The sequence below is a fragment of the Streptomyces sp. KMM 9044 genome (genome assembly GCF_024701375.2).
In the GTDB taxonomy this organism is placed as follows: Bacteria; Actinomycetota; Actinomycetes; order Streptomycetales; family Streptomycetaceae; genus Streptomyces.
Genome location: NZ_CP113910.1, coordinates 2,914,205 through 2,928,214, shown reverse-complemented (window position 1 = coordinate 2,928,214; position 14,010 = coordinate 2,914,205). Strand labels below are relative to the sequence as shown.

The 14,010-nt window shown below is 71.9% G+C and carries 13 protein-coding genes; 11 read left to right on the top strand and 2 right to left on the bottom strand.

What is annotated here, in order from left to right; all coding sequences use genetic code 11:
* Nucleotides 1-282 precede the first annotated feature (282 nt).
* The 3 genes from rplM (at nucleotide 283) to glmM (ending at nucleotide 2,913) form a co-directional block, all read left to right on the top strand.
* On the top strand, nucleotides 283-726 hold the full coding sequence (rplM, locus tag HUV60_RS12940; RefSeq protein WP_042165138.1) for a 50S ribosomal protein L13: 444 nt from the start codon (nucleotides 283-285) through the stop codon (nucleotides 724-726).
* 42 nt (nucleotides 727-768) lie between these two features.
* A complete protein-coding gene (gene rpsI / locus HUV60_RS12935; protein WP_257851116.1) occupies nucleotides 769-1,281 on the top strand; it encodes a 30S ribosomal protein S9 in 513 nt (170 codons plus the stop codon).
* 273 nt (nucleotides 1,282-1,554) lie between these two features.
* Nucleotides 1,555-2,913, top strand: a complete 1,359-nt coding sequence (glmM, locus tag HUV60_RS12930; RefSeq protein ID WP_257851118.1) for a phosphoglucosamine mutase — start codon at nucleotides 1,555-1,557, stop codon at nucleotides 2,911-2,913.
* Nucleotides 2,914-3,003: 90 nt separating this feature from the next.
* Here the strand turns inward: glmM and coaA are convergent, their stop codons facing one another.
* Complete coding sequence (gene coaA / locus HUV60_RS12925; RefSeq protein ID WP_257851119.1) at nucleotides 3,004-3,993, bottom strand: type I pantothenate kinase; 990 nt, start codon at nucleotides 3,991-3,993, stop codon at nucleotides 3,004-3,006.
* A 202-nt stretch (nucleotides 3,994-4,195) separates the two neighbouring features.
* Here coaA and HUV60_RS12920 point away from each other — a divergent pair, with 202 nt between their 5' ends.
* The 6 genes from HUV60_RS12920 to HUV60_RS12890 all read left to right on the top strand — a co-directional run bounded on the left by HUV60_RS12920 (nucleotide 4,196) and on the right by HUV60_RS12890 (nucleotide 9,581).
* Complete coding sequence (locus tag HUV60_RS12920; protein WP_257851120.1) at nucleotides 4,196-5,692, top strand: polysaccharide pyruvyl transferase family protein; 1,497 nt, start codon at nucleotides 4,196-4,198, stop codon at nucleotides 5,690-5,692.
* 164 nt (nucleotides 5,693-5,856) lie between these two features.
* Nucleotides 5,857-6,285 (top strand): hypothetical protein, encoded by a 429-nt coding sequence (locus HUV60_RS33560; RefSeq protein WP_331461986.1) that lies wholly within the window; start codon nucleotides 5,857-5,859, stop codon nucleotides 6,283-6,285.
* Nucleotides 6,286-6,737: 452 nt separating this feature from the next.
* The gene (glmS, locus tag HUV60_RS12910; RefSeq protein ID WP_257851121.1) at nucleotides 6,738-8,585 is read left to right on the top strand and encodes a glutamine--fructose-6-phosphate transaminase (isomerizing); all 1,848 of its coding nucleotides are present in this window, start codon (nucleotides 6,738-6,740) and stop codon (nucleotides 8,583-8,585) included.
* 227 nt (nucleotides 8,586-8,812) lie between these two features.
* Nucleotides 8,813-9,037, top strand: coding sequence for a hypothetical protein (locus HUV60_RS12900; protein WP_257851122.1), 225 nt, complete (start codon nucleotides 8,813-8,815; stop codon nucleotides 9,035-9,037).
* Nucleotides 9,034-9,405, top strand: coding sequence for a holo-ACP synthase (locus HUV60_RS12895; RefSeq protein ID WP_042165154.1), 372 nt, complete (start codon nucleotides 9,034-9,036; stop codon nucleotides 9,403-9,405). The genes HUV60_RS12900 and HUV60_RS12895 overlap by 4 nt, the downstream gene beginning before the upstream one ends.
* Nucleotides 9,406-9,410: 5 nt before the next feature.
* The gene (locus HUV60_RS12890) at nucleotides 9,411-9,581 is read left to right on the top strand and encodes a hypothetical protein (protein ID WP_257851124.1); all 171 of its coding nucleotides are present in this window, start codon (nucleotides 9,411-9,413) and stop codon (nucleotides 9,579-9,581) included.
* A gap of 62 nt (nucleotides 9,582-9,643) precedes the next feature.
* Here the strand turns inward: HUV60_RS12890 and HUV60_RS12885 are convergent, their stop codons facing one another.
* On the bottom strand, nucleotides 9,644-10,822 hold the full coding sequence (locus HUV60_RS12885; protein WP_257851126.1) for a hypothetical protein: 1,179 nt from the start codon (nucleotides 10,820-10,822) through the stop codon (nucleotides 9,644-9,646).
* Between the two features lie 247 nt (nucleotides 10,823-11,069).
* Between HUV60_RS12885 and HUV60_RS12880 the strand changes: the two genes are divergently transcribed.
* Nucleotides 11,070-12,626: an NAD(P)H-hydrate epimerase gene (locus HUV60_RS12880; RefSeq protein WP_257851127.1), complete on the top strand. Its 1,557-nt coding sequence runs from the start codon at nucleotides 11,070-11,072 to the stop codon at nucleotides 12,624-12,626.
* Between the two features lie 103 nt (nucleotides 12,627-12,729).
* On the top strand, nucleotides 12,730-13,941 hold the full coding sequence (gene alr / locus HUV60_RS12875; protein ID WP_257851128.1) for an alanine racemase: 1,212 nt from the start codon (nucleotides 12,730-12,732) through the stop codon (nucleotides 13,939-13,941).
* The last annotated feature ends 69 nt before the right edge of the window (nucleotides 13,942-14,010 follow it).

Sequence of the window (14,010 nt, the reverse complement as noted above, 5' to 3'; positions counted from 1 at the left end):
GCGAACGGGAGGGGGCCGGGTGATGGCGGACCCCTGTAGAGTTGGTGCAGCCCATACCCGGCGGACTCGTTTTGACCCGTCCGGCCGAGCGTGGGTATTCTGCATGTTTGTTATGTGTATTGGCTTGCTCATTCTCACGTGAGGGGCCCTTACACCGGTCCGCCGGGCCGATGACCAGCGACCAGCACGCGGTTTGCGTCACCGCAGTGCGGTCAGGGCTGTCGTGATCGTCTTCGGTGGCCATGTCAGGACCACTCACTGAAGAAGCGAAGGCTACGAACCGTGCGTACGTACAGCCCCAAGCCCGGCGATGTGACGCGCCAGTGGCACGTCATCGACGCTCAGGACGTCGTCCTGGGTCGTCTGGCCACCACTGCGGCCTCCATCCTGCGCGGCAAGCACAAGCCGATCTACGCCCCGCACGTCGACACCGGTGACTTCGTCGTCATCATCAACGCCGACAAGGTGCACCTCTCCGGCAACAAGCGGACCCAGAAGATGGCGTACCGCCACTCGGGCTACCCGGGTGGTCTGCGCTCCGTCCGCTACGACGAGCTGCTGGCGAAGAACCCCGAGAAGGCCGTCGAGAAGGCCGTCAAGGGCATGCTCCCCAAGAACACCCTGGGCCGTCAGATGCTGTCGAAGCTGAAGGTCTACTCGGGCGACCAGCACCCGCACGCTGCGCAGCAGCCGGTGCCGTTCGAGATCACCCAGGTCGCGCAGTAATTCCGGCCACCCCCTAAGACTGAAGAGAATCTGAGGAGCATCGTGGCCGAGACCACTGCCGAGCAGCCGCTCGAAGAGACCGACATCGACAGCTACACCACCGAGTCCGAGGTGCCCGTCGAGGGCGAGTACACCTCGGAGTCCATGGCCTCCCGCTTCGGCGACCCGCAGCCGGCCGCCGGCCTGGGCCGTCGCAAGAACGCCATCGCCCGCGTCCGGATCGTCCCGGGCACCGGCAAGTGGAAGATCAACGGTCGCACTCTCGAGGACTACTTCCCGAACAAGGTGCACCAGCAGGAAGTCAACGAGCCCTTCAAGGTGCTCGAGCTCGAGGGCCGCTACGACGTCATCGCCCGCATCGCGGGTGGCGGTGTCTCCGGTCAGGCCGGTGCGCTCCGTCTCGGTGTCGCCCGCGCGCTGAACGAGGCGGACGTCGACAACAACCGCGGCGCGCTCAAGAAGGCCGGTTTCCTCCGCCGCGACGACCGCGCGGTCGAGCGCAAGAAGGCCGGTCTGAAGAAGGCCCGCAAGGCCCCGCAGTACAGCAAGCGCTGATTGCAGCTGCCCCTGCACGTACTCCGAACGCCCCGGCGGCACGCCACAGTGCCGCCGGGGCGTTCGTTTTCTCACTGTTGCGGGCGTATAACGGCACAAGGTGCTCGACGGTTAATCTGACCGGATGGCCGGGGAGCGCTTGCCTCGGGATGCGGGAGCCGCCCATGCATCGCGACCGTCGAACACCTCACACGCACCCGTGGGCCGCGGCCCGGGGAGCCGTGCACGGTGCCCGGCGCCCCGCATCGATACTGACGCTTCTCAGGAGGACAAGTGGGACGACTCTTCGGCACGGACGGCGTGCGCGGTGTCGCCAACGTGGACCTGACGGCCGAGATGGCGCTGGGCCTCTCCGTGGCCGCCGCGCACGTACTGGCCGAGGCGGGCACGTTCGAGGGGCATCGGCCGACCGCTGTGGTCGGGCGTGATCCGCGGGCGTCCGGGGAGTTCCTGGAGGCCGCGGTGGTCGCCGGGCTGGCCAGCGCCGGCGTGGACGTGCTGCGGGTCGGCGTGCTGCCGACGCCCGCCGTGGCGCATCTGACCGGGGCGCTCGGCGCCGATCTCGGTGTGATGCTGTCCGCGAGCCACAACGCCATGCCCGACAACGGCATCAAGTTCTTCGCGCGCGGTGGACACAAGCTCGCCGACGAGCTGGAGGACCGGATCGGGTCCGTCTACGAGGAGCACCGCACCGGCGCCCCCTGGGACCGCCCGACCGGCGCGGGCGTGGGCCGCGTGCGGGACCACGAGGAGGGGCTCGACACGTACGTCGCCCACCTCGTCGGCGTGCTGCCGAACCGGCTGGACGGCCTGCGGATCGTCCTCGACGAGGCGCACGGCGCCGCCTCCCGGGTCTCGCCGGAGGCGTTCGCGCGGGCCGGGGCCGAGGTCGTCACCATCGGCGCCCAGCCGGACGGGCTCAACATCAACGACGGCTGCGGCTCGACCCACATGGAGAAGCTGAAGGCCGCGGTCGTCGAGCACGGGGCCGCCCTCGGTATCGCGCACGACGGCGACGCCGACCGCTGTCTGGCGGTCGACCACACCGGTGAAGAGGTGGACGGGGACCAGATCCTCGCCGTGCTCGCGCTGGCGATGCGGGAGCGTTCCGCACTGCGCTCCGACACCGTCGTCGCGACCGTGATGTCCAACCTCGGGTTCAAGCTCGCCATGGAGCGCGAGGGCATCCACTTCGTGCAGACCGCGGTCGGCGACCGGTACGTCCTGGAGCAGATGAAGCAGCGGGGCTACGCCCTCGGCGGCGAGCAGTCCGGCCACGTCATCGTCCTCGACCACGCCACGACCGGCGACGGCACGCTCACCGGCCTGCTGCTCGCCGCGCGCGTCGCCGAGACCGGGCGTTCGCTGCGCGAGCTGGCGTCGGTGATGGAGAGGCTGCCGCAGGTGCTCATCAACGTGCCCGACGTGGACAGGGCCCGGGTGAAGACCTCCGGGGAACTCGCGGCGGCGGTGACGGAGGCCGAGCGCGAGCTGGGCGGGACCGGCCGCGTGCTGCTGCGCCCCTCGGGCACCGAGCCGCTGGTCCGCGTGATGGTGGAGGCCGCCGACATCGACCAGGCCCGCTCGGTCGCGGAGCGCCTGGCGGACGTGGTCAAGTCGGCACTGGGCTGACCGGAGCGGGCGGGCGTGTGCGGTGCGGGCGGGGTGCGGGGCGGCTGATCGCCCCGCACCCGGGTCACGACCGGTGATCCGCGCCCGAGGTCAGAGTTTGCGCAGGCTGAGGCGCTGGACCGTGTGGTCCGGGCCCTTGCGCAGGACCAGGGTGGCCCGGCCGCGGGTGGGGGCGATGTTCTCCACCAGGTTGGGCCGGTTGATCGTCCGCCACATCGTGCCGGCGTAGTCGAGGGACTCCTCCTCCGAGACCTGGGTGTACTTGCGGAAGTACGAGGAGGGGTCCTGGAAGGCGGTCGCGCGCAGCTTGCGGAAGCGGTTGAGGTACCAGCGCTCGATGTCCTCGGTGCGGGCGTCCACGTACACGCTGAAGTCGAAGTAGTCGGCGAGCCCGACCCGGGTGCGCCCGTCCTTGCCGGGGAGCGCGGGCTGCAGGACGTTGAGCCCCTCGACGATCAGGATGTCGGGGCGGCGCACGGTGAGCCGTTCGCCCGGGACGATGTCGTAGATGAGGTGGGAGTAGACCGGGGCCGTCACCTCGTCCTTGCCGGCCTTGATGTCGGCGACGAAACGGGTGAGCGCGCGGCGGTCGTACGACTCGGGGAACCCCTTCCTCGACATCAGGCCGCGCGCCTGGAGCTCCGCGGTGGGCAGCAGGAAGCCGTCCGTGGTGACCAGTTCGACGCGCGGGTGCTCGGGCCAGCGCGAGAGCAGGGCCTGGAGCAGCCGGGCGACCGTGGACTTCCCGACGGCGACGGAACCGGCGACCCCTATGACGAAGGGTGTGCCGGACTGGGAACCCTGCTCGCCGAGGAAGGTGTTCAACGCGCCGCGGAGCCCGTCGGTGGCGCCGACGTAGAGGTTGAGCAGCCGGGACAGCGGCAGGTAGATGTCCCGCACCTCGTCGAGGTCGATGACGTCACCGAGCCCGCGCAGCCGCTCCACCTCGTCGGCGGACAGCGGCAGCGGCGTCTTGTGGCGCAGCGCGCTCCATTCCGCGCGGGTGAGGTCGAGGTAGGGAGTCGCCTCCGGCCGCTGCCGGTGGGCGCTCCGGGACGTCGAGGAGACCGGAGAGATCACAGTCCATTGTTAACGGAGTTCGAACGGGATGGTTCGTGGGCTGTGTCACGTGATGGGCAGGAGGGGAGCGAAGCCGAGGGAGGATGAGGGAAGTTGTCGGAATGTGCACACTCCGTGTCCGAGTTTTCGGTGCATGACGTTTAGCATTTCTTAGCGGCTCGGGCCGCCGTCGTGTCCACCAGTCGCAGCCGGGGAGTGTCGTGTGAAGCGCATCCTGATCCGTTCCGGGAAGAGCCCGCTCCGCGTGGCCACGCCGACGGAGTTCATCCACCAGGATCTGATCGGGACCAACACGGGCAATCTGCTCTTCAGCGACTCGGCCCACAAGATGCTGTCCGCGCCGGACACCGAGGTCGTCTCGAACGGCATCCGCACCGACCCGTCCGCCCGGCGCGCGGCCGAGATCAACGGACGGTACGACGCCTTCGTCGTGCCGCTCGCGAACGCCTTCCGCCCCTCCTTCCAGGCGTCCCTGGACCGGCTGGCGACCCTGGTGGAGCAGCTCACCGTCCCCGTGGTCGTCTTCGGTGTGGGCGCCCAGACCGGGGCCGACTACGACACCGGGGAGCTGAAACCGATCGAGGCGTCGGTGAGACGTTTCGTCTCCGCCGTCCTGGACCGGTCCGCGTCGATCGGTGTCCGCGGCGAGCTCACCGCCCGCTACCTCACCGACCTGGGGTTCCCCGCAGACCGCGTCGACATCATCGGCTGTCCCTCCATGTTCTTGTACGGGGACACCTTCCCGGCCGTCCGAGCCGTCGAGCTGACCGCGGCCTCGCGCATCGCCGTCAACCTCTCCCCTGACGCCGTACCGGTGGGGGACATCGCCGGTCTGGCCCGTACCGCCTGGGAGCGGTACCCCCACCTGCTCTACTACGCGCAGAACCTCGTCGACGCGGAACTGCTGCTCTGGGGCGACCTCACGCCGGAGACCGGCGTCGAGGACCCCTTCCCGCTCCAGCTCAGCCACGATCTGCTGCGGGAGAACAAGGTGCGCATGCCGCTGGACCCGGCGACCTGGATCGACGAGCTGCGCGGCCACGACTTCGCCTACGGCACCCGGATCCACGGCAACATCGCCGCCCTGCTGGCCGGTACGCCGAGCGTCGTGCTCACCCACGACTCGCGGACCCTCGAACTGTGCCGTTACTTCGACATCCCGCACGTCCCGATCGACGCGCTGTCCGCGGACACCGACCCGCGTGACCTGTACGAGTCCGCCGACTACTCGGCGATGACCAAGTACCACGGTGAACGGTTCGAGCGGATCATCACCTTCCTCGACCGCAACGACCTGCGGAACACCTACTCCCACGGCGACGGCGGCGCCGCGTTCGACGCCCGGCTCGCCGCCCTGGATTTGCCCGCGTCGATGCCGGTCTGGGACGGCTCGGACGACGGCCACACGCGCTACCGGGTCAGCCGGCTGCGGGAGCGGATCGCCGTCGCCAACACCCGGATCGACAAGCGCGTCCGGGAGGACAAGGAACTGCGCGCCCGGCTGGCCGCCGCCGAGGAACGGGCGGACGAGAACAGTCTGCGGCTCGCCACCGCGCAGAAGGAACTGGCGGTCACCCGCAAACGCCTCGCAGCCCTGGAGCGGCGTATCGGCGGCATCGAGAAGCGCGCCATGGTCCGGATCGGCCCCGCGGTCCGCCGCCGGGTGCGCCGCCTCTCCAAGCCCGGCGAGAGGGGCTGACCGGGGGAAGGAGCCGGGCCGGACGGCGGGCGCGAGACAGGATCACCCAGCAGTCACAGTTGCCCCACAGATGATCTTCTGATGATCATTTCACGAGAGGGCTGTGTCTGTATCGCGCGCAACGCGTTGCGGATCCCGTCGCGCCTTCGCAGAAGGAGTTCCCCGTGAGAACCACCGCCGTCCGCCGTGCCGCTCTCGCCTCCGCCGCCGCGCTCGCCCTGCTCGTCACCGCCTGCGGCGGCTCCGACGACAGCGGCAGCAACAAGGGCGACGAGGGCAAGGCCGACTCCTCCGCCGCGCCCGCTGCCAAGGCGTTGACCGCGGCCGAGCTGGAGAAGGCCGCGCTGGCGCAGGCCGAGGTGAGGGACGGCAAGGTGGTCACCGGGCTGCCCGCGGGGGGACGGCATCGCCGCCGACGCGGTCGAGGTGAAGGACGAGGCCTGCCGGCCGCCCGCCCGCATCCAGGCCGGTGTCCCGGTCGGCTCGCCCGCCACCACCGTAGCGGTCCTGGACCGGTGAGCCGGAGAAGCCCGCCGAGGGCGGCGGACCGGAGGGGTCCCCGACCGCGGGCCTCGACGTGGACAAGGCCCTGATCACCCTCGCCTCCTACGAGGACGGCGGCGCCGAGGAGGCCGTCAAGGACGTCGAAGCCGCCGCGGAGAAGCGCGCCGAGGGCTTCGCCCACACCGCCGCCGGTGAGAGCGGCGAGTACGTGAAGGCCGTCAAGGCCGAGGGACCGAAGGAGGCCGACGAGGCGCTGACGGTCACCCTGCCTGACCATATCCGCCGCAGGTCCGGGGCCCCCGTGAACGTCGTCGTCGCGTGCACCGGGTCCACCGTCGCCGCCTTCTCGGCGGCCCCCTCGCCGCACTGGCCGCCGGCGAGGGGGCTCCCTTCCCGACGCAGATCTCCGACGCCCAGCTCGCCCAGCCCGGCTGGCGGATCCCTTTCCGTTCCCGCCGGTGTGTCGCGCACCGGTGGGAATTTCCGGTTCCGGGCACGCGGCGGCTCCTTCCGGTGCCTGACGGATCGTAGGCTGCCGGGCATGTGCGGAATCGTGGGATACGTGGGGACGCAGTCGGCGCTGGACATCGTGACGGCCGGACTGAAACGGCTGGAGTACCGGGGCTACGACTCGGCGGGCGTGGCCGTCCTCGTGGACGGCGGGCTCGCCACGGCGAAACGGGCCGGGAAACTCGTCAACCTGGAGAAGGAACTGGCCGCCCGGCCGCTCCCCACCGGGGCGACCGGAATCGGCCATACCCGCTGGGCCACGCACGGCGGCCCCACCGACGCCAACGCCCACCCGCACCTCGACAACGCGGGCCGGGTCGCCGTCGTCCACAACGGCATCATCGAGAACTTCACCGAACTGCGGTCCGAACTGGCCGGGCGCGGACACGACATGGCCTCCGAGACGGACACCGAGGTCGTCGCCCACCTGCTCGCCGAGGAGTTCTCCTCCTGCGCGGACCTCGCCGAGGCGATGCGCCTCGTCTGCAAGCGCCTGCTCGGCGCCTTCACCCTGGTCGCCGTCCACGCGGACGCGCCGGACGTGGTCGTCGGCGCGCGCCGCAACTCGCCGCTCGTGGTGGGTGTCGGAGAGGGCGAGTCGTTCCTCGCCTCGGACGTCGCCGCGTTCATCGACCACACCCGCTCCGCGATCGAACTGGGACAGGACCAGGTGGTCGAACTGCGCCGCGACAAGGTCACGGTGACCGGTTTCGACGGCGCACCGGCGGACGTCCGCTCGTACCACGTCGACTGGGACGCGTCGGCCGCCGAGAAGGGCGGCTACGCCTCCTTCATGCTCAAGGAGATCGCAGAGCAGCCGCGGGCGGTCGCCGACACCCTGCTCGGCCGCATCGACGGCTTTGGCGCCCTGTCCCTCGACGAGGTACGCATCCCGCCGGAGGCGCTGCGGGAGGCCGACAAGGTCGTCATCGTCGCCTGCGGCACCGCCTTCCACGCCGGGATGATCGCCAAGTACGCCATCGAGCACTGGACGAGGATCCCCTGCGAGGTGGAGCTGGCGAGCGAGTTCCGCTATCGCGATCCGATCCTCGACCAGCAGACCCTCGTCATCGCCATCTCCCAGTCCGGCGAGACCATGGACACCCTGATGGCCCTGCGGCACGCGCGCGAACAGGGCGCCCGCGTCCTGGCCATCTGCAACACCAACGGCTCGACCGTCCCCCGCGAGTCCGACGCCGTCCTCTACACCCACGCCGGCCCCGAGGTCGCCGTCGCCTCGACCAAGGCCTTCCTGACCCAGCTGGTCGCCTGCTACCTGGTCGCCCTGTACCTCGCCCAGGTCCGCGGCGTGAAGTACGGCGACGAGATCCGCGCGGTCGTGAGGGACCTCTCCTCCATCGCCCGGTCGGTGGAACGCGTCCTGGAGACCATGGAGCCCGTACGCCAACTGGCCCGCACTCTCGCCCACAAGAACACCGTGCTGTTCCTGGGCCGGCACATCGGCTACCCGGTCGCCCTGGAGGGCGCGCTCAAGCTCAAGGAACTCGCCTACATGCACGCGGAGGGCTTCGCCGCGGGCGAGCTGAAGCACGGCCCGATCGCCCTGATCGAGGACGACCTGCCGGTCGTCGTGGTCGTCCCCTCACCACGCGGCCGTTCCGTCCTCCACGACAAGATCGTCTCCAACATCCAGGAGATCCGCGCCCGCGGCGCCCGCACCATCGTCATCGCCGAGGAGGGCGACGACGCGGTCGTCCCGTACGCCGACCACCTCATCCGGGTCCCGGCCACTCCCACACTGCTGCAGCCGCTGGTGACGACGGTGCCGTTGCAGGTCTTCGCCTGCGAACTGGCCACGGCCCGCGGCAACGAGGTGGACCAGCCCCGCAACCTGGCGAAGTCGGTCACGGTGGAGTGAACCCGGACCGCGTCGAGGAAGGTGCTGAAGGCCCCGGTGGGGACGGTGGAAACGGTGAGGGCGGCTCGGGCGAGGGCCCTGGAGCCGCGGACGGAGGGTGACGCGGTCCGCTCCGGAGACATCGAGGGGACGGGCGAGTTGATCCCGTGTTGCCCGGTCACTGATCCCGAGCCGGAGCGCGGCTTCGTGGATGACCGCTTCCGTTCTTCGGCGACCTGGTCGGGCGGGTGCGGGACCCGCTGGGCAACCTGTACGGGATCCAGACACGCGTGGAGGGCGTGAGCCCGCAGGAGCTGGAGCGCCGCCTCGGCGAACCGGAGTTCACCAGGTCCATGGAGTACGTGCAGAGCGCCGACTCCTTCCCCGGGCGGGTTTCCGGCCTCGGTTGGCGGCGTGCCGGTGTGCTGCCCGCGGGCCGGGGCCCCGGCGCCGCCGTAAAGTGCTCGGCATGAGCATCATCGGGGTCGGGATCGACGTGGCCGAGATCGAGCGGTTCGCGGCGTCGCTGGAGCGGACGCCCGGTCTCGCGCGGCGGCTGTTCGTGGAGAGCGAGCTGCTGCTGGCCGGCGGCGAGCGGCGGGGGGTCGCCTCGCTGGCCGCGCGGTTCGCCGCCAAGGAGGCACTGGCCAAGGCACTCGGTGCGCCCGGCGGGCTGTACTGGACCGATGCCGAGGTGTACTGCGAGGACAGCGGGCAGCCGCGGCTGCGGGTGAAGGGGACCGTGGCGGCGCGGGCCGAGGAACTGGGCGTGCGGTCGTGGCACGTCTCGCTCAGCCATGACGCCGGGGTGGCCTCGGCGGTCGTCGTCGCCGAAGGGTGACGGACATGGACCGGCCGAGTCTGCTGGGGTTTCCCGGGGTCGGGGAGGTCGGGGGACGGCTGCCGGTGTGGGGAGAGGCGCTTCTCGCTGCCGCCGCTCTGCTCGTCGTGGTGTTCACGGTCGTGAGAAGAGTGCGGATGGCCCGTCGGGCGGGGCGCAGGCGCAGGCGCAGGTGACCGGCCGGGCGGGGCTTCGCCTGCGCCTCAGCCGGCCGGTCACCCTGGTGCCGCCGGTTCCGTCAGCAGATGGACTGGCTGCTGTTGACCAGCCTGTTGTTGCGGAACGTGGTGTTCTCACCGCAAGGGCTCTCGCGGATCGAGGAGTTGGTCACCGTCAGGTTCTGCACCGTGATGTCCCGGTTGTTCGCGAACTCCGTGCGCGCCGCCAGCCGGATCTCGCCGCCGCCCGTGACCGTGCCGCTCTGGGCGGCGAGGCTGACGTTGTGGCAGTTCTCGATCAGGATCGCGTTGTTGCCCGTGTGGGACAGGCTGATCCGGTCGATCGTCGCGCCGCCGCTCTCCGAGACGCAGAACACGCCGCGTCCGCCGCCCCGCGCGACGACCTCGCCGACGCGGATGTTGGTCGGGTACGAACTGCCGACCCGCCCGTTGCGGTTGGCCATGCGGAACGCGGCGTAGCCGGTGCCGGTGCCCGCGTTCTCCGCGTCCACCCTGCCGACCGTGGCGTTGACGGTCTGGTTGAGGAGGAGACCGGACTCGCCGACGTTGCGGGCCGTCACCGTGCCGACGGTCAGGCCGTCGACCCCGTACGTCTCGACGGCGTGGCTGGAGGCGCCGGAGACGTAGACGTTGTCGATGCGGACGTTCCTTGTCCACTGGCTGGTGTCGCCGCGGTTGTCGATGCGGACGCCGAGGCCGCGCGAGAGGCGCATGTCGATCTGGCCCAGGACCACGTTCTGCACGTTGCGCATGAAGATGCCGTACAGCGGGGTCCCGGTGACGCTGAGGTTCTGGACCTCGACGTCCCGCGTGCCGCGGGAGTAGACCGGGGCCTGGTCGCCGGAGCCGCTGCCCGTGACGTTGATCGTGCCGCAGACGTCCAGAACCGTGTAGCTCGGCAGCGAGATGCGCGAACCGGCGGAGATCGAACCCGAGCCGCGTACCACCACCCGTTCCTTGGAGGTGCGGCCGGAGGACAGGCTGCTGACCGCCGCCTGGACGGCCGCGCGCATGTCGGTACCGGTGTGGACGACGCTGCTGCCGCGCCGGGAGGTCCAGGTGCTGCCGCTCTGCACGACCTCGGCCTGGTAGGAGCCGTCACCGCAGGCCGCGGCCCGGACGGGGGCCTCCTGGACGACGGGGGCGGGTGCGGCGGTGGCGGGGGCCGTCAGCGCGCCCGCGGCGGTGAGGAGTGCGGTGGCGCCGGCTGCGGCGAGGAGTGCGGCTCTGCGTCCCATGGGGTCTCTGCTTCCTCTTCCTCTGGTCTTCGCGTCGCGTCGAACCGATTCGACTGAATCGATTCACGCGGTGGGGGGTGGTGAGTGTGGCGAGAGGGCGGCACGTCGTCAATGGATGCGACCGGGGGACGGGCTCCGACAACTTTCGACCGGTTTCCGGGGTGCGGGAGGCGGAGCGGGGAGGGCTTCCCGCGAACGGCGGCGGGAGCAGGGTGTGCGGGACGGGGCGCGGGGGACACTCGGACGTATGCGTACTGCGTACAGCGTGGAGACGGTCAGGGCGGCGGAGCGGGACCTGATGGCACGACTGCCGGAGGGCACGCTGATGCAGCGCGCCGCCGCCGGGCTCGCCGCGGCCTGCGCGGACCTGCTGGCGCGGGGCCACGGCCGGGTCTACGGCAGCAGAGTCGTCCTGCTGGTCGGCAGTGGGGACAACGGCGGTGACGCCCTCTACGCCGGTGCCCGGCTGGCCCGGCGCGGCGCCGGCGTCACGGCGGTGCTGCTCGCGCCGGAGCACACCCACGCCGCCGGGCTCGAGGCACTGCGCCGGGCAGGCGGCCGGACCGTGGGGATCACCGACGCCGACGCCGACGCCGATGCCGGAGGCGGGGCCCGGGCGGACACCGATGCCGTCGCCGCCGTCCGGCGGGCCGATCTCGTCGTGGACGGCATCGTCGGGATCGGCGGCAGGGGCGGGCTGCGCCCGGCGGCGGTGCCGCTCGCCGAGGCCGCCGAACGGTCGGGTGCCGCGGTCGTCGCCGTCGACCTGCCGAGCGGCGTCGACGCGGACACCGGCGAGGTGCGCGGCACCGCGGTCCGGGCCGACCTCACGGTGACCTTCGGGACGCACAAGCCGGGGCTGCTCGTCGACCCGGCGCGCGAGTATGCGGGGTCCGTACGGCTCGTCGACATCGGCCTCGACCTGACCGCAGGGTCTGCGGACCCGGTACTCGAGGCGCTCCAGCACGCCGACGTGGCCCGCCTGCTGCCGGTGCCCGGCGCGGAGAGCGACAAGTACCGGCGCGGTGTCGTCGGCATCGCCGCCGGATCCGCCCGCTACCCCGGTGCCGCCGTGCTCGCGGTCGCCGGGGCGCTGCGGGGCGGTGCCGGGGCCGTACGGTACGTCGGTCCCGCCGCGCAGGACGTGATCGCCCGCTTCCCCGAGACACTGGTGTCCGACCGTGGACCGAAGCACGCCGGGCGGGTGCAGGCGTGGGTGGCCGGGCCGGGCGCCGGCGACGACGCCGGGCCGGTGGCGGAGGCGCTGGCGGCGGACGTCCCGGTGCTGATCGACGCGGACGGCCTGCGGCTCGCCGACGCCTCGGCCGTACGGGCCCGCAGCGCGCCGACCCTGCTGACCCCGCACGCCGGAGAGGCCGCCGCGCTGCTCGGCGTCGAGCGCGAGGAGGTCGAGGGCGGCCGGCTGGCCGCGGCGCGTGAACTGGCCGGACGGTACGGGGCGACCGTACTGCTCAAGGGCTCCACGACCCTGGTCGTCGGCCCGGGGGACGGGGACAAGGGCGGGAAGGGCGGGAAGGGCGGGAAGGGCGGGAAGGGGCATGGCACCGCCGTACGGGTGAACCCGACCGGCACGTCCTGGCTGGCCACGGCCGGGAGCGGGGACGTCCTGTCGGGCCTCGCCGGCTCGCTGCTGGCGGCGGGACTGCCGGCCCGGGACGCCGGCGGCGTGGCGGCCTACCTGCACGGACTCGCCGGACGCTACGCGGCGAACGGCGCGCCGGTGGGGGCACACGACGTGGCGGCGGCGATCCCGGCGGCGTGGCGGGACGTCACACGCGGGTGACCCGCCCCGGGCCGCCGGTGGTGTCGTACCGCTGCCCGCCGCGGCCGTACCACTCGTACCACTCCCGGTGAGGCCTCGTACCGCTCTGAGACACTGGGGCGCGATGAACGAGACAGCTGCTGTGCGGAGCGCGACCCTGCGAGCCCGTGCCGAGATCGATCTGGCCGCGCTGCGCGCCAACGTGCGGAGCCTGCGCGCCCACGCGCCCGGCGCCGCCCTCATGGCCGTGGTCAAGGCGGACGCGTACGGGCACGGCGCCCTCGCCTGCGCGCGGGCGGCCGTCGAGGCCGGGGCGTCCTGGCTCGGCACGGCCACCCCGCAGGAGGCGCTGGCGCTGCGCGCGCCCGGTGCCGGTGTTCCCGCCGGCGTACGCATCCTGTGCTGGCTGTGGACACCCGGCGGGCCCTGGCGGGAGGCGATCGAGGCCGACCTCGACGTCTCCGTCAGCGGCGTGTGGGCGCTGGAGGAGGTCACCGAGGCCGCGCGCCTCGCCGGGCGGCCCGCGCGCGTGCACCTCAAGGCCGACACCGGCCTCGGGCGGGGCGGCTGCGCGCCCGGGGACTGGGCCGGGCTGGTCGCCGCGGCGCTCGCCGCCGAGGCCGACGGGCTGCTGCGCGTCACCGGCCTGTGGTCGCACTTCGCCTGCGCCGACGAACCGGGCCACCCCTCCATCGACGCCCAGCTCACCCGCTTCCGGGAGATGGCGGCGCACGCCGAGCGGCAGGGCGTCGCCCCCGAGGTCCGGCACATCGCCAACTCGCCCGCCCTTCTCACCCTCCCCGACAGCCACTTCGACCTCGTCCGGGCCGGCATCGCCCTGTACGGCGTCTCGCCCAGCCCCGAGATCGGTACCCCGGCGGACTTCGGGCTGCGCCAGGTGATGACCCTGACCGCCTCCCTCGCCCTGGTGAAGCACGTCCCGGGCGGGCACGGAGTCTCGTACGGCCACCACTACGTCACCCCGGGCGCCACCACCCTCGGCCTCATCCCGCTCGGCTACGCGGACGGCATCCCGCGGCACGCCTCCTCCACCGGTCCGGTGCTCGTCGAGGGCAAGTGGCGTACGGCCGCGGGGCGGATCGCGATGGACCAGTTCGTCGTCGACCTCGGCGGGGAGGAACCCCCGCCGGGCGCCGAGGCGGTGCTCTTCGGCCCGGGCGACCGCGGCGAACCCACCGTCGAGGACTGGGCGCAGGCCGCGGGAACCATCGGGTACGAAATCGTCACCCGGATCGGAACCCGCGTCCCGCGCGTCCATGTGAACGCCGTGGACGGCACGGGTGACGTGGGTGACGTGGGTGACGTGACGGAGTAGTACGTCCGTACGCTCGTCCCACTGCACGCCCATGAGGAACGACCGGAACGACCGGAACGACAGAGGAGC